Genomic DNA, 20,116 nt, shown 5'->3' with positions numbered 1-20,116 from the left:
TTTAGTAATTGATTTACAAAAAGAAGATGCTTGGGTATTGTTGGTTACGCACAAGTGTCTTTAGAAATTTCGGTAAAAAAATCTTACATATTTTAAAATAAAAGTGTAATGAATAACAATCTAATTTTAACGATAATTTTTGGTTTAGTAAATTATCTGATTTTAAGGAAATTTATATTAAAGGATTATTTTAGTTTTAAACTTTTTTTAATTTTCAGTCTGTACTTTTTTATTGTATTATTATTAATCAAATATCTATATCCAAATAAAAATAATATTCATCCTTTTGCAACAAAAACTAAAATACTAGTATTAACACTAATTAGTTATGGAAATATATATTTTTACAGTATAAAATATTTTTTTAATGATTTATTTGTAAAATATATTAAAATTTTTGATTTAAAAAAACAAATCGAAATTGAAGAAGATGACTTTAGGAAAACAGAATCCATTATAGCTTTTTGTGCTATTTGTTTTATTCAATTCTTTCATATATGGATACCAATAATTAAATAAATTCCCCTGCTTTGGCGAGCTCCCCTCTGGCTCTCGTTAACAACGAGTACCTACTTATCTTAAAGAAAAAAATCATAGCGTTTGCAACGCGGGTGATTAAAACAATTTTAAATCCTATAATTTTTAGGATATACAAAATAAAGCAAATACCAGTTTATAGTCATTTTTTTTTAATATTCCTCCTTCGTCGGAATGACAAAAAAACATACAAAATTTAAAAAAAAATAAAAACCATTAAAAAATTAAGATTAAGAACACATCTTAAATCTCTTAATTTCTTAATGGTTAAAAAAATGATGTAATAGCTATTGCTGCTAAAGCCTGTTCAATGTCATCAATTTAAGAGCGAAAAGAAAAAAATAGCACGCAGATTCAACAGATTTAAATAGATTTTTCAGCGGAAATCTGCGAAATCTGCGTGCAAAAAATATTCAATCCTATGATTTTTAGGACATACAAAATAAAGCAAATACCTGTTTAGTGCCAGATTTTCTAAGATTCCTCCTCCGTCGGAATGACAAAAAGCAAGCAATGTTTAAAAAAAATAGAGACCATTAAAAAATCAAGCATAAGAACAAATCTTAAATCCCTTAATTTCTTAATGGTTTAAAAAAAATGCTGCAATAGCTTTAGCCTACTTGCGCCCAATCAATGTCTTTAAGTTAAGAGCGAAAAGAAAAAAATAGCATGCAGATTCAACAGATTTAACTTGATTTTTCAGCGGAAATCTGCGAAATCTGCGTGCAAAAAATATTCAATCCTATGATTTTTGGGACATACAAAATAAAGTAAATACCTGTTTAGTGCCAGATTTTCTAAGATTCCTCCTCCGTCGGAATGACAAAAAGCAAGCAATGTTTAAAAAAAATAGAGACCATTAAAAAATCAAGCATAAGAACAAATCTTAAATCCCTTAATTTCTTAATGGTTTAAAAAATAACACCCAGATTCTACAGATTTAAATTGATTTTTCAGCGGAAATCTGCGAAATCTGCGTGCAAAAAATATTCAATCCTATGATTTTTAGGACATACAAAATAAAGCAAATACCTGTTTAGTGCCAGGTTTTCTAAGATTCCTCCTTCGTCGGAATGACAAAAAGCAAGCAATTTTTAAATAAAATAAAAACCATTAAAAAATCAAGCTTAAGAACAAATCTTAAATCCCTTAATTTCTTAATGGTTTAAAATATGGTGTACTAGCTTGCGCCAAAATGTACTTCCTCCTACTTCGAAAAAAACAAAAAAAGCGTGCAAAATTTTTAAAAAATAAAGAGCAAGAGCATACAATAATTAGGACTTCGAAATACATATGTTGCAATTATTAATTGATTATTATGATTTTGAAAGAAGTGCATTTGTAATTAAATTAGCTCCAATTTTGAATCTAAAATAAAAAGCAATTCTATCTAAAAATGAAATACTAAACACGTGCTAAAACCCGTTATAGTAATTGTTTAATTAAGAAATATTATAAAATAGTACAATAACGAAATCAAACTTTGAGATTGAAGTTTTAAATACTATCTTTCGAGCATAATTTGACCTGTACTAAAGTGTTAAAAAAATAAGTAATTAATAATTGGGTAAGCCGAAAACCAACTAGAGTAGGCAACATTTTACAACTACAATGAAAACATTTTTCCTCACAATCTACTTTATGCTATTAACAGTCTTAAGTTGTTATAGTCAAAGTCCTATTCCAAAAATCAATACGTTCCCATCGGTTACCACACTGAGCAATTGGGCAAATTACAACTCCCAACAAAAATTTGATTTAGAAATTAGAACATTAGGTTTTAAATTTGAAATAAAAGAAGTGGAAACCGGTTCTATTGCGTACACCTACATTCGCAAAGTGGTTATTGATGGAGTTAATTACACGGATAGAATTGTATATCGCATTGCAAATGACAACAGCGCAAGTATTATTTCACTTGTAACAGCATCAACAGATCTAGTGTCATTATACAACCCACAACTCGTAACTTTCAAAAATGTGAAATGTGAGACGCCTATGGCAAAAGACAAGAATACTTCATGCAATTGTTATGTAAATAAAACTCATGCTATCGATATTTGTGACGAGCGTGTCAAACTCACTATGGGAGATGGCAATAAATATTTTATATCAGTATCTAAACTATAATCATATACAAAACTATAGAACTATATTCAGAGCGATACATTTAAAAAAATGTATCGCTTTTTAGTTTACGTTTAAAATAAAACGTTCGATAACTTCAGCAACACCATGATTGTTATTTGATGCCACAATTTCATCCCCGTACATGCGTAACTCTGGTGTAACATTATCTACCCACACGCCAAGTCCGGCATATTGAATCATGGATAAATCGTTCCCAGCATTCCCTACAGCAATGATTTCGCTTTGATCAATTGCTAATTTTTTAGCCAAAAAAGCAATACTTGCTGCTTTATCAATTCCGTTTGGTGCTACTTCTAAGAAAAAAGGTTTTGACATGGAAACACTTAAATCTGGCATAGCGTTTTTTAAATCTTTTTCTACTTCTTTTAAGTAAGAAGGTTCTTCAAGCAAGATACATTTTACAGCATTAGTAGTAACAGCAGCTTTAAAATCAGGTACTAAATGATGTTCAAGCCCTGTGATACTGCGTTCTACCTCAATAAACTCTGAGTGCGTCTCGCTAATAATAACATCGTTAATATAAGTAATAATGTGGGTATTACTTTTTAAACTGTATTCATGGAGTGCATGTATTTGCTCTTTGGTCAAAGATTTTTCAAAAATTATTTCACTAGTATTCAAATCAGATACTACTGCTCCATTAAAAGAAATCATGAAATTATTTTTCAACTCATGAGCAAATTGCGTCATGGCAGGCGTAGGTCTACCTGATGCTAAAACTACCTCAACACCTAAATCTTGAGCCCTAGCAATCATTTTTCTGTTCTCTGGAGAAATGGTATGATTATCCGTCAACAAGGTATCGTCCATGTCTAGGACTAGCATTTTGTATTTCATAATTTTTATTTTACAGCTAAAAAATCAGTAACAGACTAGCTTAGATATTCATTCTAAAATCTTCAATAACTGGATTGGCTTTAGCAAAATCAGTTTCTTGAATAAAAAGTTCAACTGCTAAATCACTTCCGCCAAAACCTCCCAAACGTGAAGATTGAATGTTGTCTTTTTTTAAGGTTTCTACACCAGCTGTTTCTAATCTTTCTTGTAAGGCTTGCGCCAAAATTTCACTTCCTGAAAACACTTTCATTAATCCCATGCTATTCCTATTTATTTATTATCGTGATTATTTTCTTCCTCGTTTTCTTCATCTTCGTCCTCTTCATCCTCATCTTCGTCTTCGTCTTCATAAAAATCAAATTCAAAAGGCTCAATCAACATTCTCTCGGTCATGATTTCAATTCGTTCTGTGAACTGCTCGGTGAAAATAATGCGTTGGGTTTTGTCAATACTATTCGAGATTCGCATGATTTTAGTTTCATGACGCAATTTCAAAATAGGATCAGCATCGTCTAGAATAAACATTTTCAATCGGTTCACGTTGTAGCCCGCCGATGAAAACATTTCACTCAATTTATTTGGCGTTCCAATCAAGACATCAATACCGGTTGAAATGTAATTTTTGTCATAATCCATATCGCCTTTGTCATGCACACCATATATTTCTAGGTCCGTGTATTTTGCCAATTTTTCAAATTGCGCTACCATCTCGACCACTTTCTCTTTATCCGATACTATGATTAAAGCACGTGGCGACTCTTCGACAGTGCCAACCAAGCGTTGAATCACATTGATCACAATTGTTGTCGATTTTCCGCTACCTGCTGGTGCTAAAATAATCGCATCGGCACCACTTTTTAAAGTCCCAAAGGTCTCTTTCTGAATATCATTCGCCTCTAAGAACCCATTGTCTATTAAGTTTTGCTGCAGCGTCTCGTTTATTTTTTTTAATTTCATTCTTTTTAGATTGAAAGATTCAAAAATTTAAAAATTAAATGATTAGCTCACTAATTTTTAAATGATTCAACCTCTAAATTATTTAATTATTTTGATGCAAATAACTTCACATCATTCTCCGAAATCTCGCTTCCGCCAAGGATAATCAAGCGCTCCACAACATTGCGTAATTCCCTAATATTCCCCGTCCAATCGTATTCTTGTAAAAGTTTAATTGCAGTAGCCGAAAATTTCTTTACCGTATTTCCTTGCTCTGATGCTATTTTATCAGCAAAATGCTTGATCAACAATGGAATATCATCACGCCTGTCATTAAGAGCTGGTACTTTTATAAGGATTACAGCCAGTCTGTGGTATAAATCCTCTCTAAAACGTCCTTCGGCAATTTCAACTTTTAAATCCTTATTTGTAGCAGCAACAACTCTTACATCAACTTTTATGTCTTTATCTGCTCCCACACGGGTAATCATACTTTCTTGTAGCGCTCTTAAAACTTTGGCTTGCGCCGAAAGACTCATATCACCAATTTCATCTAAGAAAATAGTTCCTTTATCTGCAGCCTCAAATTTTCCTGCACGATCTTTTACTGCTGATGTAAAAGCTCCTTTTACATGACCAAATAATTCACTCTCTATCAATTCAGAAGGGATTGCAGCACAATTTACTTCGATTAAAGGAAAGTTTGAACGCTCGCTTTTTTCATGCAATTGATGCGCTACTAATTCTTTTCCGGTTCCGTTAGGACCTGTAATCAATACTCTTGCCTCGGTTTGAGCTACTTTATCAATCATGATTTTAATATGATTAATGGGATCACTCTCACCAATCATTTCGTAATTCTTGCTGACTTTTTTCTTTAGGATTTTATTCTCAACTACGAGTTGTTTTTTGTCCAAAGCATTTCGAACCGTATTCAATAATCGGTTTAAATCAGGTGGTTTAGAAATGTAATCAAAAGCTCCTAAACGCATGGTATTGATAGCTGTTTCCATGTCACCATGCCCGGATATCATAACCATTGGGATTTCTGGTTTGATTTTTTTGACTGCTTCTAGCACTTCAACCCCATCCATTTTTGGCATTTTTATATCGCATAGAACCAGGTCATAATCAGTGGTTTTAATTTTTTCCAAACCCACTGCACCGTCTTCTGCCTCCTCTACTTGGTAGCTATCATTTTCTTCTGATAGGATTTTTGAGAGCACTCTTCTTATGGCTGCCTCATCCTCAATGATAAGTATTTTTGACATATTTCTATTTTTGATTGGCTTATGAACACCAAATTATTTTTATTGCAAAATTCAACTTTCTTACGGGATTCTCTAGCCCCGATTGCAATGGAAATCCTTTACTGCGGCGCGCTAGCAGAGCAGGAAAGATTGAAATGAAAAGCGGGAAACAGCTCCTAAAAAATACTCTTGAACAGCATTTTATAAGTTATTTTACTACTTCATCCATCGATACAATTCTTTCCATGTTGGTTTTTTACCATACATTAAAATCCCGATTCGGTAAATTTTTCCAGCAAACCAAACTACGGATAAAAAAGAAGCAAAAAGTAACGTTACTGATATGGCTATTTGCCACAAAGGTACGCCAAAGGGAATTCTCATGAGCATAACTATGGGTGAAGTAAGCGGAATCATTGAAAAAACTACTGCCACTGTACCGTGTGGATCATTGATAACGGTAAAGAAACCAACATATACGCTGAGTATAAGCGGCATGATGATGGGCATTAAAAACTGTTGCGAATCGGTTTGATTGTCTACTGCGGCTCCTATTGCGGCATAAAAAGAACTGTATAACAAATAGCCTCCTATAAAATATACTACAAAACCCGCTAGTATACCTGCAATAGGTAAGTTCCATAATTCCTTAATATAAAGTGCGGCAGAACTACTCATTTCTGGCTGTGCCGAAAGTACATCTTGAGCACCAGAAACAGGTCCTATATTAACTCCAAAAAATAGTGACACTGAGAAAAGCAATATAAACCCTAAACACGCCCAAATAAAAAACTGCAGCAATCCTGCCAGAGCTGTCCCTATAATTTTCCCCATCATTAATTGAAATGGTTTGACAGAGGAGATAATAATTTCTACAATTCGGCTTGTTTTTTCCTCTATTACGCTACGCATGACCATGTTGCCATAAATGATAATAAACATCATGATAAGGTAACCAAATGCTCCTCCTATTCCAATTTTAATTTCGTTTAAGCCTTTAAGACTCTCTTCTCCCGATGCTTTTGTAATGTTAATAACAACTTTTGCCTGTGCTTTTTTGATGGCAAGTGTATCGAGTTTAGCTTGTTCTAAATTTGCCTTTGTCAACTTATTAGCTACGATATCTTGCATGTTTTCAATAAATGCAATGCCTGGACTATCATTTGATATGTATTGAATTTTATTTTCTAACAGTTTTGTATCCTGTACTTTTGGGATATAAATAATTCCTTCGTATGCCTCAGCACTAATACTATCTTTTAAAAAATTTAAATCAAGAGCTGTTAAATCTTGGTAGTCATACGTGGCTTTTTTACTGTTTTTCTTTAAAAATTCTTGTACAAACAATCCCGATTTATCATGTATAGCAATGCGCTTTGTATCTGGTTTCATACTGCTTAAGTACGCTACAAAAACTGCAATGGCCACAAATAGCAACGGACTTAAAAAAGTCATTACAATAAAGGACTTGTTACGTACCTTGGTAATGAACTCTCGCTTGATGATTAATGTAATTATTGACATTTTTTAGTTTTGATTTGTCCAAAATTCCCAAAAAAGAGGAATCAAAAAATGGTTATTTAGTTTATTTTTTTTATACTAATGTTATGCTAAGAACCGCTAACGGTTTGAATGAAAATATCATTCACACTCGGGATTTTTTCTACAAAATGTGTGATTTGACCAAAAGGAGTTAAGCTGTTCAGCAACTCATTTGGTGATGCATTCCCTAATTGAATGTCTAATTTAAACTCATTATTTAACGATTTAAATTGGGCAGGATTTGTGCTAAAGTTTTGAGATAGCACTTGCATTAAAGCTTCGGGCTTATCCGAAAGTATTCCTACTTCAAAAGTATTGGTTTTAAATTGCCTCTTGACATCATTTAGCTTCCCTTCAATTAATTTATTTGATTTGTGAATCAATGCAATATGATCACACATTTCCTCCACACTTTCCATACGGTGGGTAGAGAAAATTATTGTAGCACCTTGATCTCTCAGAGCTAGAATTTCGTCTTTAATAATGATGGCATTCACAGGGTCAAAACCTGAAAAAGGTTCGTCAAAAATGAGTAATTTGGGTTTATGCAACACACAAACAACAAATTGGATTTTTTGAGCCATCCCTTTAGACAGTTCTTGAATCTTTTTGTTCCACCAGCCTTGAATACCTAGCCTATCAAACCAATATTCCAGTTGTTTTTTGGCTTCAGCCTTTGAAAGACCTTTCATTTGTGCTAGATATAGGCATTGCTCTCCTACTTTCATAGTGTTGTACAAACCTCTTTCCTCTGGTAAATATCCTATGTGTTGTACATGCTTGGGTTGCAATTTCTCTCCATCAAAAATTACAGTGCCACTATCAGGCATTGTAATTTGATTGATAATTCGAATTAATGAAGTTTTACCAGCTCCATTTGGCCCCAAGAGTCCGTAAATACTACCTTTAGGTATATTGAGCGATACTGCATTAAGTGCCTTATAATCGCCGTATTGTTTTACAACTTGATTGATTTCAAGAATAGTACTCATACTTATATTTTAATGCTGTAAAAGTAAATAATTAGTATCGAAATACTTATAATAGTTTGATATAAGTAGTATTTTATTTTGGCAAAAACTTAATTTTTTAGCCTTGCGTAAAATGCTTTTTGCTGACACCAAAATAACAAATTGTATTTCACAAAAAACCCATCCTTGTGCATAAGGATGGGTTTTATATGAAAGTCTAAATTCAAAATTAACATTTTTGAATTAAGAGAACATGTCTTTTACTTTTTCAAAAAATGACTTATCTGATTTCTCAGGATTTGGAATAAAATTATCGTCGGTTAAATTCTTCTCAAAAAACTGTTTTTGTTCTTTGTTCAATGTTTTAGGAGTCCATACGTTCACATGAACCAATAAATCACCATTCCCGTAACCATTGATACTTGGTATCCCTTTTCCTTTTAATCTTAATATTTTACCAGATTGAATTCCTTCCTCTAATTTGATTCTAACTTTTCCGTTTATGGCTTCAATATCTTTTGAAATCCCAAGAACAGCCTCAGCAAAACTGATGTATAAATCATAGTGCAAGTTTTCACCTTCACGTTTCAAGAAATCATGTTCTAGTTCCTCAATAGCAACAATCAAGTCACCTGGAATACTGTTTCCTGGCGCATCGTTTCCTTTATTAGAAACTTTTAACTGCATGCCATCAACTACACCGGCTGGTATTTTTATCGAAACGGTTTCGTCTTCAAGAATCATTCCTTGTGAATCTGCTTCAGATGGTTTTTTATCTAATATTTGACCCGAACCATTACATGAAGAACACGTTGTAGCAGATTGCATTCTACCCAAAATAGTATTGGTAACTCTCATGACCTGACCTTGACCATTACAAGTAGAGCAAGTTCTATAAGAAACTCCTGGGGCTTGAACTTTTCTTTTTACTTTAACTTTCTTTTCAACACCGTTTGCAATTTCTTCAAGAGTAAGTTTCACTTTTATGCGCAGGTTGCTTCCTTTAGCACGACGAACTCCGCCGCCACCGCCGCCGCCAAAACCACCAAAACCACCTCCAAAAATATCTCCAAACTGACTGAAAATATCATCCATGTTCATACCGCCATGACCACCTCCGCCAAAACCGCCTGAACCATCAAATGCTTGATGACCATACTGATCGTATTTTGCCTTTTTTTGCGGATCACTCAATACTTCATAAGCTTCTGCAGCTAACTTAAATTTCTCTTCAGCAGCTTTATCGCCAGGATTTTTATCCGGGTGATGTTGCAAGGCACTTTGTCTGTATGCTTTTTTTATTTCTGCAGCAGTTGCACTTTTAGTAATGCCTAATATTTCGTAAAAATCTTTTTTCATTTGTATTTTTTATTTAGTGCGAATGTTTTTAGTAGTATCTTAAAAAAAGCTACTACTCCACATTTATACTTAAAATGACACTTTCAACCAGCATCGCAGTTGTATTATTGACCGATTACCACTTTTGGAAAACGGATAATCTTGTCTCCAAGTTTGTATCCTTTTTCAAGTACATCCACAATTTTACCTTTCATACTGTCTGATGGGGCTGGTATTTGCGTAATAGCTTCGGCGAAATCAGCATCAAATGCGTCACCAGCTTTAACCTCAACTTGCTCTAATCCTTTACCTACAAGCGTATTTTTTAGTTTTTCATGAATAAGTTCAACACCTTTAGTAAGCAATTCATCCTCTGATTTATTAATTTCAATAATCGCTCTATCAAAATCATCTAAAACAGGTAACATAGCAAGTAACACTTCTTGATTTGCTGTTTTAAACAATTCAATACGTTCCTTAGTTGTTCTTCTTTTGTAGTTTTCAAACTCTGCAAATAACCTTAGGTATTTATCTTTTTCTTTTGCTAAATCTTGTGATAATTGTTCTTCCACGCTTAATTCCTCAACAACAACCTGCTCTTCATTTGCATTATTTTCTAATGTTGCGTCCTGTAATTCTTGATCGATTTCTGTATTTTCAGTGGTCATAGTACTCTTATTTTTAAAAATATTCTTAAAATTCATTTTAATCTTTTTTTTGAATTGCAAAAGTACTGCCAATTCTCTTAAAATGTCAAATTGTCACACTTATATTCTGTAAACTGTTAAAAAAGTGTTGCAAGCATCTAAATTGTCTTGCCAAAAGAACACAGTGGCTTCTTAAAACACAATAGTATTTTTTTGAGAAATGAATAATCGCTATTTAAAATCCTAATCTTAATTACTATTTAAAAAAATTTTAGGTTTTTTTTAAGATTATCATATTATATTTAGGTTATATTTGTGAATGGTTTTATTCATTTCGCATGAAATAGAATGACAAATTATTAATTCACATTTACGTTATATAAAAAAAGCTTCGTTTTTCAACGAAGCTTTTTTTTTTAATTCTGTAAGAGATAATTTTTTAATCCTTCTAAATCGAGAACCTGTTGCTCTCCTGAAAGTAAATTTTTAAGAGCAAATGTTTTAGATTCTAATTCTTGTTCTCCTGCAATAATTGCAAATGGTATTCCGCGCTTGTCAGCATGCTGAAACTGCTTTGCCACTTTTACAGCATCTGGATACAACTCTACTTTTATACCCGCTTCCCTAAGCTCCTTGATGGCTTGCATGGCATAAAATGCCTCGTCATTTCCGTAATTAATAAACAAAGCTTTAGACGTTGCTGATACTGTTTCTGGAAACAACTTTAGCTCTTCTACCACCAAATAAATTCGATCAAGACCAAAAGATATTCCTACTCCACTCATGTTTTTTAAACCAAAAATCCCCGTTAAATCATCATAACGTCCTCCGCCACCGATGGATCCCATGGCAACAGTTTTTGGTGGTGCTACTTCAAAAATAGCGCCTGTGTAATAATTTAAACCTCTTGCTAATGTAACATCTAGATCTAAAACAGCTGTTGACAGCCCTAGTTGCAAAACCGTTTCACAAATAAAACGCAACTCTTCCACACCTTTCATACCTTCTTCTGAGTCTTGTAATAAAACCGAAAGTTTCTCGATTTTCTCAGTGATAGCACCCGTGAAATTAAATAGAGGCTGAACTTTTGACAGGGCTTCCTCTGGAATTCCTTTTTCTATCATTTCTTTCTTGACTCCGTCCTCGCCTATTTTGTCTAGTTTGTCAAGAGCTACTGTGAAATCTATAAGCTTGTCAGAGGCTCCTATTACGGCTGCAATTCCAGATAAAATTTTTCTATTATTGATTTTGATGGTAACGCCTTGTAAACCTAATGCTGTAAAAACGGTGTCATACAATTGAACCAACTCTACTTCTTGCCACAAAGATTTTGACCCAACTACATCGGCGTCACATTGATAAAACTCTCTAAAACGTCCTTTTTGAGGTCGATCAGCTCTCCAAACGGGTTGGATTTGATATCGCTTAAACGGAAATTCAATATCGTTTTGATGTTGCACCACATAGCGTGCAAAAGGTACCGTCAAATCATAACGCAAGGCTTTCTCTGATATGCTTGACGTTAATTTTGTACTGTCTTTACTTTCCAGATGACTTTCGTTGGCTTTAGCAAGATAGTCTCCAGAGTTTAATATTTTAAAAATCAAACGATCTCCTTCTTCTCCGTATTTACCCATTAAGGTTTCAGAGTTTTCAAACGATGGCGTTTCTATGGGTTGAAAGCCAAATTTTTCGAAATTGCTTTTAATGATTTGAATGATATAATTTCTTTTGGCCACATCTGCTGGCGAAAAATCTCGGGTTCCTTTTGGTATGCTAGGTTTTGATGCCATGAATCTTTTTTTTGCTGTCCTTATAATTATGCCTTGTTAGGCAATCTTTTTCTGGTTGCAAATATCTTATTTTTAAAATTATTCTGTTTACAAAAAACTACATTTTATTACTACTTGCTTAGCCCGGATTGTCGTGAAAATAAAGCACTTTAAATTCTTATGTTTTCCTTGCTTAAAGAGCGACCAGCGGAAGCTCCTTAAAGTAAGGTAGAAAACAAAGAAGTTAAAGAGCGGTATTGTAACAAAAGCCGGAAATAGCTCCTAAAAAAAAGAAAATTGTTATGAAATATTTTTTTGGTTGTAAAATTTTGTAACAAAAAATGTAAATTCGTGTCAAATGGGTATGATGTTAAAATTATTTAAAGAAAATGTTCGAATTGCGTCTGGTTCTATCAGAACGCAATTGTTGCGAACGGTTCTTACGGTGATGATTATCGCCATAGGAATCACGGCTTTAGTGAGTATTCTTACAGTTGTATCTGCACTGGAGAATACTATTTCCTCTGATTTTGCTTCAATGGGTGCCAACACCTTTAATATAAAGCAATATGAAAACACCGTAAGAAGACAGGGCCGAGAAGAACGTGAAATAATTAATCCTATTATTTCATATCCCGAAGCGGTGGCTTTCAAAAACAAATACAACTATCCTTTAACCGAAACCTCGCTTTCCTTTATTGCGACAGCTAGAGCCGAGGTTAAATTTGAATCTAATAAAACCGATCCTGAAAACTCTGTTGTAGGTGTTGATGAATACTTTATGACAAACTCTGGTCTTGAAACCAGTTCTGGAAGGAATTTTACTCGTTTTGATATTGACAATAATGCGTATGTGTGCGTTGTAGGTTCTGATTTTGAAAAAGGACTTTTTAAAGATGTCAATCCTATAGATAAGGTACTTTCTATACGTGGGGCAAAATTTAGAGTTATTGGGGTGTTAAAAGAAAAAGGTTCCACTTTTGGGAACAGTCAAGATTTAAGAATTCTTATTCCTATTCAAGTAGCACGTTCCCTCTTTACAGCGCCTAACATTAATTATACCGTAAGTGTTATGGTTAATAAAAAAGAAGTGCTAGAGCAAGCGCTAGACAACGCAACAAGCGTGATGCGTAGGGTTAGAAAACTGAGCCCGATAAAAGATAATAATTTTGGGATTGTAAGAAGTGATGATTTAATTAATAGAATTTTAGGAATTACACAATACCTAGGATTAGCCTCATGGCTTATTGGAATTATTACTGTTTTAGGTTCTTCTATTGCATTGATGAACATTATGATCGTATCGGTAACAGAGAGAACTCGAGAAATTGGGGTAAGAAAAGCTCTTGGTGCCAAAAAAACAACCATCGCCATTCAATTCTTCATTGAAACCCTACTTATAGGTCAAATGGGAGGATTAGTAGGAATTGTAATGGGAATCCTCATTGGTTTTGGTATAGCAACTGCCATGGATTTTGCTTTTGTGATTCCGTGGGGTGCAATAATGGCAGCTTTTATCACCAGTTTTATAGTTGCTATTGCATCAGGTTTATATCCAGCCATTAAAGCTGCTGTTTTAGATCCTATTGAGGCATTGCGATACGAATAATAGACATTTCACAATAAAATTAGGGCGTGACCCTATAAAAAAAAGGGGCAACAAATCGTACTGGATTGTTGCCCCTTTTCTTTATAGCGTCGGGTCATACGCGTTACATGGTAACGTGCTGCTACCCCTCACGCGAAGTGCCCAGTAGTTTGTTTTTGGTAACATGAAACTGTTTTTTTTTCCTAGTCTAGTTTACTGTAATTACACCGTATCATTCTATCATTCCCGTAGATATCTTTTCTTAATTCGATATTTTTAAAACCTAGATCGTGCAATAATCCTATCATTTCAGCACCTAAATACTGATTGATTTCAAAAAAAAGAAAGCCATTTGGTTTCAGATTTTTCTGCGCCAATTCGGCTATTTTCTTGTAAAAAATCAACGCATTGTCATTTTCTACAAAAAGCGCCAGATGCGGCTCGTAATCCAAAACATTTTTCTTAATCTCTACTTTTTCAAGATTGCGAACGTATGGCGGATTAGAAACAATTACATCAAACTGCTCTTGTAAATCATACGTTTCTAAAATGTTTTGGTTTTTAAAAGCAACAGTGACTTGGTTATTTTGTGCATTTTTTTGGGCTGTTGCCAAGGCATCAACAGATACATCAAGTGCCGTAACATGTGCGTGCGGAATATTTTTTGCTAAAGAAATTGCAATACAGCCACTACCCGTTCCTATGTCAATAATTTTTACTTTTTGATTAGTAACAGTAGATTGTAAACTATTCAGAATCCAATCAACCAATTCCTCCGTCTCGTGTCTTGGGATTAAAACAGCATTATTGACTTCAAAATCCAATCCAAAAAAACTAGTATTCCCCAAAACATATTGCACCGGGATTTCGTTTTTTAATTGCTGTAAAAATTGATCCCAAACTTTAAGTGCATCAGTTGAAAGAATCAAATCCGGTTGTAAAGCCAGATCGATTCTTTTTAATTGCTGTTGGTTTTCTAAAATCAAATAAAAGAAACTTTCGGCTTCATCTTCACCATAAAGAGCCGTTAAATCTTGTATAAATTGCGTTCTGTATTCTTTTATTTTCATGTGTGAGGGACATTTTTATGGCAAAGTACTGCTTGAATTAATTTTATAAATCCTTCAACATCCACACCGGGCAACTACTATGACCAGTAGAACCCATAGGTCCGTCAATATTTACAAAACCTGTTTTTTTATATAATTTTTGAGCATCATGCATGAATGGCATGGTTTCAAGATAGCATTTTTCATAGCCAAAATTTCGAGCACTTTGCAAACATACTTCCATCATCTCAGTTCCTATTCCCATTCCACGAGTCTCAGGTAAAAAATACATTTTTTGTAATTCACATATAAAAACCGCTTCATTAGCTAGTGGTGCAATTCCGGCCGCGCCTACAATCCTACTATTGTGTTCTACTACATAATATACAGATCTTGGCTTGCTGTACTCTTCAAACATCAAATCTAGATATGGATCCTCATAAGCTGTACCTACTTTTGGGATATTCATTTCGTCAAAAACAGATCGAATTAGCTCTGCTACTGCTGCATTGTCCTCTTTATGTATTTTTCTAATGCTGTAATTTTCCATATTTCAAAAATTAGGTTATTGATGCAAAAATAGAAATACTTTGCTATTAAGCCGTAAAACATTTTAACAAAATGAAAAGCTCAAAAAGTATTACTTTTGCACCGTGAATATACATGAAAAATACATCAGCCGTTGCATTCAACTGGCCCAAAACGGCCTAGGCACAACCTATCCTAACCCGCTTGTGGGAAGTGTGATTGTACATAATAACATCATTATAGGTGAAGGTTGGCATAAAAAAGCGGGAGAACCGCATGCCGAAGTCAATGCAATACAATCTGTACGCGATGCGTCATTATTAAAAACCGCTACTATTTATGTAAGCTTGGAACCTTGTAGCCACTTTGGTAAAACACCGCCTTGCTGTGATTTGATTATCAAACATAAAATACCGAATGTAGTTATAGGCACTGTAGACCCTAATATAAAAGTGGCTGGAAATGGTATAAAAAGACTTCTTGAGGCTGGCATTAACGTTACTGTAGGCGTACTAGAACAAGATTGCCTGGAACTAAACAAAAGATTTTTTACTTTTCACGAAAAAAAAAGACCTTATATCATCTTGAAATGGGCCGAAAGCCAAGATGGTTTTATTGCTCCAAAGGAACGTTTTGAACAAAAACCCGTTTGGATTACTAATCCCTATTCTAGACAGCTGGTTCACAAATGGCGTACCGAGGAACAAGCCATACTGGTGGGAACGCAAACCGTTATTGATGACAATCCCACACTTAATGCACGTGACTGGTACGGAAAAAACCCTGTTAGACTGATCTTAGACCAAAACAAAAGGGTCTCAAAAGAAAGTGCCATTTTTGACAATCAAGCTCAAACAGTTGTTTTTACAAGCCTCCCATTTGCAACAGATATAGAGAATACTGCTGAAAAAATAATTGATTTCAAAGAAAATATTGCCCCTCAAATTGTCCAAACGCTTTATGAAATGGAAATTCAATCGGTTATTATTGAAGGTGGAAAACAAACTTTGCAAACTTTTATAGACGCACAACTCTGGGACGAAGCAAGAGTTTTCATTGGAGACAAACCACTTTATAACGGCATCAAAGCCCTGCAAATAAACAAAACCGTAGTACAAAAAAAGCACCTTTTAACAGACGAACTAATTTTGATCAAAAATTATGATTGATACTATTATATTTGATTTTGGTGATATTTTCATCAATTTAGACAAGCAAGCCACTCCAGAAGCCTTCAAACAATTAGGATTACAACAATGGAATAGCACTCTGGACGCATTAAACGTGGCATTTGAAACTGGAAAAATATCCCGTCATGAATTTTTAGATGGTTTACAAAAACAAATTCCGCAGGCTAACCAAACTGAGATTTTGAAAGCTTGGAATGCCATTCTGCTTGATTTTCCACAGTATCGCTTGGATTTTTTAGTTTTATTGTCAAATAAATACCGGTTGTTTTTATTGTCTAATACAGATGCCATTCACATAGAGCAATTTGAAAAACAAAGCGGCGCGGCGTTTTACAGCACTTTTTATAAATGTTTTGAAAAAGTATATTTCTCCTTTGATCTAGGCATGCGCAAACCCGATCTAGACATTTACAAGCACCTCATAGAATCACACCATTTAATTCCAACCAATACCCTTTTTGTTGATGACAAAAAAGAAAACACAGATGCAGCACTAAAAACTGACTTACAGGTTTGGAATTTACAAGTTGGTACGGAAGACGTTGTTGATTTATTCGAAAAAATAAATTTGTAACGCTTTAGGAAATTCTAAAATACCATAAGATTTTAAATTTATTGTGAAAGACACCTATAAAACCATTGACACGCCTTCTAGTGAAATTCTATTTAAAGAAAAGAACAGCAAGTTTTTTGGCTATGCATTCCCCGCAAGCAGTGAAGAAAATGTAAAAACCATACTAGAAAGTTTACGCAAACTTCACCCAAACGCAGGACATTTTTGCTATGCGTATCAAATGGGGACTTCAACTTATACCTATAGAGCAAACGATGATGGAGAACCGAGCAACAGCGCTGGAATGCCAATTTACGGGCAAATACTATCCTTTGATGTCACAAACATCCTTGTTGTAGTGGTGCGCATCTTTGGCGGTGTAAAACTAGGTGTTGGCGGATTAATATCTGCTTATAAAACGGCAGCACAAATGGCCTTATCAGAATGCGAGATTATCGAAAAAACAATTGACATTCATTTTAAAATTATGTTTGACTACCAATTCATGAATAAAATCATGCGCGTGGTGAAAGAAAAAAAGTTAGATATCGTGACACAAACTATGGAAATTAATAGTTTGACACAACAACCCGAAGGTATTATTGAAATAAAAACACGAAAAAAAAATGCCGAAATGATATTCGACATTTTTAATTCTATTTTTGAAATCAAAATAATTCGTGTTTAAATTCACAAAAAACTGCATCTTTTCTATTTTATTCCATCTCTTTTAACAATTCCAAAATATAATCTGGCGGAGCCACCGGACGACCTGTTTTTAAGGACACAAAAACCAAAATAAATTGGGCAGTTGTTAATAACTCATCCTGTTCGTTGTAGATAGCGCAGTCAAATTCTATCTTAACAGATGACTGACTTTTAAAAACTGTATGAACCGTTAAAAGCTCATCATAGCGCGCTGATTTTTTATAATTTATGTTCATTGAAACAATAGGCAACGCAATTCCACTTTCTTCCATACTTTTATATGAAACCCCTTTGTTTCTTAGCCATTCCACCCTTCCTATTTCAAAATATGGGATATAATTACCGTGATAAACCACTCCCATTTGGTCTGTTTCAGAGTATCGAACTCTAACTTGTACTTGATGATCTTTCATTAATATTGAATTAAAAAATTTAATTAAAAATAGTGCCTTACAACAATAATAGAGAAAATTATAACCCTATATATTTTTTTTTACAGAAATTTGTTCACATATTTGTTACCCCAATAATAAGTAACAAAACATCTTTTTTTTAGTAATCCAAAAATTACAAATAAAAACAATTTATTTAGAATATATGAACAAAACTGCTCAATCAGTATGGGAAAACTGTTTGTCTTTTATAAAAGACAACATTCAAGACCAAGCCTATAAAACTTGGTTTGAACCTATCAAGTCAGTTGAACTTACCGATAATGCATTATATATTCAAGTACCTAGTAAATTTTTCTACGAATGGCTAGAGGAACACTATGTAAAACTTTTAAAAGTTGCCTTGACTAAAGAACTTGGAAAAAATGCTAAGTTACTTTATAAAATTAGAATGGAAAACACCATTGGCAACAAACAACCGTTTACAGAACAGTTGCCAAGTGCCAATAGAGTTCCAATGAAACCTCAGGAAGTTGATGCTCCGTTTAAAAACTTAAACCCAGAGCTCAAAAATCCGTTCGTAATTCCAGGTATTCGAAATCTAAAGATTGAATCACAGCTTAACGCTAATTATAGTTTTGATAATTTTCTTGAAGGAGACTCCAACAGATTGGCTCGTTCAGCAGGGATGGCCGTGGCCAATAAACCCGGAGGAACCTCATTCAACCCCTTATTAATTTTTGGAGGAGTCGGACTTGGAAAAACACACCTTGCACATGCAATAGGTGTAGAAATAAAAGATAAATATCCAGAGAAAACCGTTTTATATATTTCTGCTGAGATATTTACGCAACAATATATTGACTCGGTTAAGAAAAATAACCGTAACGATTTTATCCATTTTTACCAATTGATTGATGTTTTAATCATTGATGATGTTCAATTTTTATCTGGTAAATCAGGAACTCAAGATGTGTTTTTTCACATATTCAACTACTTGCATCAAAACGGGAAACAGGTAATTCTAACATCTGACAAAGCTCCGGTTGATATGCAAGACATTGAACAGCGTTTGCTTTCAAGATTCAAATGGGGATTGTCTGCAGAAATTCACCAACCCGATTATGAAACTAGAATTTCTATCTTAAAAAATATTTTATATAGAGATGGAGTTGAAATACCTGAGGATATTATTGAGTACGTAGCTCGTAATATCAAATCAAATGTTAGAGAGTTAGAAGGTGCCATCATTTCATTGATAGCACAATCCTCATTCAATAAAAAAGAAGTAACTCTTGACCTAGCGAAAAGTGTCGTTGAAAAATTCGTTAAAAATGTAAAACGAGAAATTTCAATTGATTACATCCAGAAAATAGTTTCAGATTACTTTCAATTAGATTTAGAGACTTTACAATCAAAAACTAGAAAAAGACATGTGGTACAAGCCCGTCAACTTGCTATGTTTTTTGCTAAAAAGTTTACAAAAGCGTCACTAGCTAATATTGGTTCACAGATAGGTGATCGTGATCATGCTACCGTTTTACATGCTTGCAAAACAGTAGATAACCTTGTTGCTACTGATAAACAATTCAAAAAATTTGTTGACGATATCAATAAAAAATTAACGTTGTAAATAGTTCATGCCTACTAAAATTCTCATGGTTTGTTTGGGTAATATCTGTCGGTCACCATTGGCTGAGGGAATATTAGCCTCTAAACTTGATCCTGAAAAATTTATTGTAGACTCAGCTGGTACCGGTTCTTGGCACGTGGGTAAATCTCCTGATGAACGTTCTGTAGCCGTTGCAAAAAAAAACAACATTTCTATTGCAGATCAAAGAGGTAAACATTTCAATAAAAAAGACTTTGAAACCTACGACTACATCTATGTGATGGACAGTTCAAATTATGACGATGTAGTGCAGCTTGCCTCAACTACTGAACATCAAAAAAAGGTAAAACTGATTTTGAATGAACTATTTCCAAATGAAAATGTAGATGTTCCTGATCCCTACTATGGCTTAGCCAATGGTTTTGAAATGGTTTTTAACATGCTAGATGAAGTTTGCGACATCATTGCAACCAAACTTAATCAAAAACACTCCTAATTATATTGATGCTATTTAG

20 protein-coding genes are annotated in these 20,116 nt (G+C 33.9%); 8 read left to right on the top strand and 12 right to left on the bottom strand.

Features of this window, described 5'->3' with window-relative positions; translation table 11 throughout:
- Positions 1-108 precede the first annotated feature (108 nt).
- Together FJV36_RS13510 and FJV36_RS13505 are read left to right on the top strand one after the other, a co-directional pair.
- Positions 109-519, top strand: a complete 411-nt coding sequence (locus tag FJV36_RS13510) for a hypothetical protein (protein ID WP_158728709.1) — start codon at positions 109-111, stop codon at positions 517-519.
- A gap of 1,659 nt (positions 520-2,178) precedes the next feature.
- The gene (locus tag FJV36_RS13505; protein WP_233264554.1) at positions 2,179-2,667 is read left to right on the top strand and encodes a hypothetical protein; all 489 of its coding nucleotides are present in this window, start codon (positions 2,179-2,181) and stop codon (positions 2,665-2,667) included.
- A 60-nt stretch (positions 2,668-2,727) separates the two neighbouring features.
- On the opposite strand, the gene FJV36_RS13500 is transcribed toward FJV36_RS13505, so the two are convergent.
- From FJV36_RS13500 to hisS, 9 genes are all read right to left on the bottom strand, one after another.
- On the bottom strand, positions 2,728-3,525 hold the full coding sequence (locus FJV36_RS13500; RefSeq protein ID WP_158728707.1) for a Cof-type HAD-IIB family hydrolase: 798 nt from the start codon (positions 3,523-3,525) through the stop codon (positions 2,728-2,730).
- A 40-nt stretch (positions 3,526-3,565) separates the two neighbouring features.
- On the bottom strand, positions 3,566-3,784 hold the full coding sequence (locus FJV36_RS13495) for a putative signal transducing protein (protein ID WP_086453769.1): 219 nt from the start codon (positions 3,782-3,784) through the stop codon (positions 3,566-3,568).
- A gap of 11 nt (positions 3,785-3,795) precedes the next feature.
- The gene (locus FJV36_RS13490; protein WP_158728706.1) at positions 3,796-4,482 is read right to left on the bottom strand and encodes a DEAD/DEAH box helicase; all 687 of its coding nucleotides are present in this window, start codon (positions 4,480-4,482) and stop codon (positions 3,796-3,798) included.
- 86 nt (positions 4,483-4,568) lie between these two features.
- On the bottom strand, positions 4,569-5,732 hold the full coding sequence (locus tag FJV36_RS13485) for a sigma-54 dependent transcriptional regulator (protein WP_158728705.1): 1,164 nt from the start codon (positions 5,730-5,732) through the stop codon (positions 4,569-4,571).
- Positions 5,733-5,927: 195 nt separating this feature from the next.
- Positions 5,928-7,235: an ABC transporter permease gene (locus FJV36_RS13480; RefSeq protein WP_158728704.1), complete on the bottom strand. Its 1,308-nt coding sequence runs from the start codon at positions 7,233-7,235 to the stop codon at positions 5,928-5,930.
- Between the two features lie 86 nt (positions 7,236-7,321).
- Entirely contained in the window at positions 7,322-8,245 is a 924-nt protein-coding gene (locus FJV36_RS13475; protein ID WP_158728703.1) for an ABC transporter ATP-binding protein, read from the bottom strand.
- 222 nt (positions 8,246-8,467) lie between these two features.
- Positions 8,468-9,583 (bottom strand): molecular chaperone DnaJ, encoded by a 1,116-nt coding sequence (gene dnaJ / locus FJV36_RS13470; RefSeq protein ID WP_158728702.1) that lies wholly within the window; start codon positions 9,581-9,583, stop codon positions 8,468-8,470.
- Between the two features lie 104 nt (positions 9,584-9,687).
- On the bottom strand, positions 9,688-10,266 hold the full coding sequence (locus FJV36_RS13465) for a nucleotide exchange factor GrpE (RefSeq protein WP_158728701.1): 579 nt from the start codon (positions 10,264-10,266) through the stop codon (positions 9,688-9,690).
- Between the two features lie 359 nt (positions 10,267-10,625).
- A complete protein-coding gene (gene hisS / locus FJV36_RS13460) occupies positions 10,626-12,002 on the bottom strand; it encodes a histidine--tRNA ligase (RefSeq protein ID WP_158728700.1) in 1,377 nt (458 codons plus the stop codon).
- Positions 12,003-12,345: 343 nt separating this feature from the next.
- Here hisS and FJV36_RS13455 point away from each other — a divergent pair, with 343 nt between their 5' ends.
- Positions 12,346-13,590, top strand: a complete 1,245-nt coding sequence (locus FJV36_RS13455; protein WP_199250881.1) for an ABC transporter permease — start codon at positions 12,346-12,348, stop codon at positions 13,588-13,590.
- A 182-nt stretch (positions 13,591-13,772) separates the two neighbouring features.
- Here the strand turns inward: FJV36_RS13455 and prmC are convergent, their stop codons facing one another.
- Positions 13,773-14,639 (bottom strand): peptide chain release factor N(5)-glutamine methyltransferase, encoded by an 867-nt coding sequence (prmC, locus tag FJV36_RS13450; protein WP_158728699.1) that lies wholly within the window; start codon positions 14,637-14,639, stop codon positions 13,773-13,775.
- Positions 14,640-14,682: 43 nt separating this feature from the next.
- The gene (locus tag FJV36_RS13445) at positions 14,683-15,168 is read right to left on the bottom strand and encodes a GNAT family N-acetyltransferase (RefSeq protein WP_158728698.1); all 486 of its coding nucleotides are present in this window, start codon (positions 15,166-15,168) and stop codon (positions 14,683-14,685) included.
- A 103-nt stretch (positions 15,169-15,271) separates the two neighbouring features.
- Here FJV36_RS13445 and ribD point away from each other — a divergent pair, with 103 nt between their 5' ends.
- From ribD to FJV36_RS13430, 3 genes are read left to right on the top strand one after another with little or no spacing between them, the layout of a single operon-like run.
- Positions 15,272-16,315 (top strand): bifunctional diaminohydroxyphosphoribosylaminopyrimidine deaminase/5-amino-6-(5-phosphoribosylamino)uracil reductase RibD, encoded by a 1,044-nt coding sequence (gene ribD / locus FJV36_RS13440; RefSeq protein ID WP_158728697.1) that lies wholly within the window; start codon positions 15,272-15,274, stop codon positions 16,313-16,315.
- On the top strand, positions 16,308-16,910 hold the full coding sequence (locus FJV36_RS13435; protein WP_158728696.1) for an HAD-IA family hydrolase: 603 nt from the start codon (positions 16,308-16,310) through the stop codon (positions 16,908-16,910). The genes ribD and FJV36_RS13435 overlap by 8 nt, the downstream gene beginning before the upstream one ends.
- Before the next feature lie 40 nt (positions 16,911-16,950).
- Complete coding sequence (locus FJV36_RS13430) at positions 16,951-17,577, top strand: YigZ family protein (protein WP_158728719.1); 627 nt, start codon at positions 16,951-16,953, stop codon at positions 17,575-17,577.
- Positions 17,578-17,605: 28 nt separating this feature from the next.
- Here the strand turns inward: FJV36_RS13430 and FJV36_RS13425 are convergent, their stop codons facing one another.
- Positions 17,606-18,010, bottom strand: a complete 405-nt coding sequence (locus FJV36_RS13425; RefSeq protein ID WP_158728695.1) for a thioesterase family protein — start codon at positions 18,008-18,010, stop codon at positions 17,606-17,608.
- 184 nt (positions 18,011-18,194) lie between these two features.
- On the opposite strand from FJV36_RS13425, the gene dnaA reads away from it, so the two are divergent.
- Both dnaA and FJV36_RS13415 read left to right on the top strand, forming a co-directional pair.
- The gene (dnaA, locus tag FJV36_RS13420; RefSeq protein ID WP_158728694.1) at positions 18,195-19,622 is read left to right on the top strand and encodes a chromosomal replication initiator protein DnaA; all 1,428 of its coding nucleotides are present in this window, start codon (positions 18,195-18,197) and stop codon (positions 19,620-19,622) included.
- Between the two features lie 7 nt (positions 19,623-19,629).
- Complete coding sequence (locus FJV36_RS13415) at positions 19,630-20,097, top strand: low molecular weight protein-tyrosine-phosphatase (RefSeq protein ID WP_158728693.1); 468 nt, start codon at positions 19,630-19,632, stop codon at positions 20,095-20,097.
- The last annotated feature ends 19 nt before the right edge of the window (positions 20,098-20,116 follow it).

It is taken from the genome of Flavobacterium sp. I-STPP5a (assembly GCF_009764685.1).
Classification (GTDB): domain Bacteria; phylum Bacteroidota; class Bacteroidia; order Flavobacteriales; family Flavobacteriaceae; genus Flavobacterium.
This window is presented reverse-complemented; position numbering and strand designations above follow the sequence as displayed.

What these genes read in the sequence shown, in the direction of transcription:
- FJV36_RS13510 (WP_158728709.1), top strand. Translation starts at nt 109, where the DNA reads ATGAATAACAATCTAATTTTAACGATAATTTTTGGTTTAGTAAATTAT.
- FJV36_RS13505 (WP_233264554.1), top strand. Translation starts at nt 2,179, where the DNA reads ATGCTATTAACAGTCTTAAGTTGTTATAGTCAAAGTCCTATTCCAAAA.
- FJV36_RS13500 (WP_158728707.1), bottom strand. Translation starts at nt 3,525, where the DNA reads ATGAAATACAAAATGCTAGTCCTAGACATGGACGATACCTTGTTGACG.
- FJV36_RS13495 (WP_086453769.1), bottom strand. Translation starts at nt 3,784, where the DNA reads ATGGGATTAATGAAAGTGTTTTCAGGAAGTGAAATTTTGGCGCAAGCC.
- FJV36_RS13490 (WP_158728706.1), bottom strand. Translation starts at nt 4,482, where the DNA reads ATGAAATTAAAAAAAATAAACGAGACGCTGCAGCAAAACTTAATAGAC.
- FJV36_RS13485 (WP_158728705.1), bottom strand. Translation starts at nt 5,732, where the DNA reads ATGTCAAAAATACTTATCATTGAGGATGAGGCAGCCATAAGAAGAGTG.
- FJV36_RS13480 (WP_158728704.1), bottom strand. Translation starts at nt 7,235, where the DNA reads ATGTCAATAATTACATTAATCATCAAGCGAGAGTTCATTACCAAGGTA.
- FJV36_RS13475 (WP_158728703.1), bottom strand. Translation starts at nt 8,245, where the DNA reads ATGAGTACTATTCTTGAAATCAATCAAGTTGTAAAACAATACGGCGAT.
- dnaJ (WP_158728702.1), bottom strand. Translation starts at nt 9,583, where the DNA reads ATGAAAAAAGATTTTTACGAAATATTAGGCATTACTAAAAGTGCAACT.
- FJV36_RS13465 (WP_158728701.1), bottom strand. Translation starts at nt 10,266, where the DNA reads ATGAATTTTAAGAATATTTTTAAAAATAAGAGTACTATGACCACTGAA.
- hisS (WP_158728700.1), bottom strand. Translation starts at nt 12,002, where the DNA reads ATGGCATCAAAACCTAGCATACCAAAAGGAACCCGAGATTTTTCGCCA.
- FJV36_RS13455 (WP_199250881.1), top strand. Translation starts at nt 12,346, where the DNA reads ATGATGTTAAAATTATTTAAAGAAAATGTTCGAATTGCGTCTGGTTCT.
- prmC (WP_158728699.1), bottom strand. Translation starts at nt 14,639, where the DNA reads ATGAAAATAAAAGAATACAGAACGCAATTTATACAAGATTTAACGGCT.
- FJV36_RS13445 (WP_158728698.1), bottom strand. Translation starts at nt 15,168, where the DNA reads ATGGAAAATTACAGCATTAGAAAAATACATAAAGAGGACAATGCAGCA.
- FJV36_RS13435 (WP_158728696.1), top strand. Translation starts at nt 16,308, where the DNA reads ATGATTGATACTATTATATTTGATTTTGGTGATATTTTCATCAATTTA.
- FJV36_RS13425 (WP_158728695.1), bottom strand. Translation starts at nt 18,010, where the DNA reads ATGAAAGATCATCAAGTACAAGTTAGAGTTCGATACTCTGAAACAGAC.
- dnaA (WP_158728694.1), top strand. Translation starts at nt 18,195, where the DNA reads ATGAACAAAACTGCTCAATCAGTATGGGAAAACTGTTTGTCTTTTATA.
- FJV36_RS13415 (WP_158728693.1), top strand. Translation starts at nt 19,630, where the DNA reads ATGCCTACTAAAATTCTCATGGTTTGTTTGGGTAATATCTGTCGGTCA.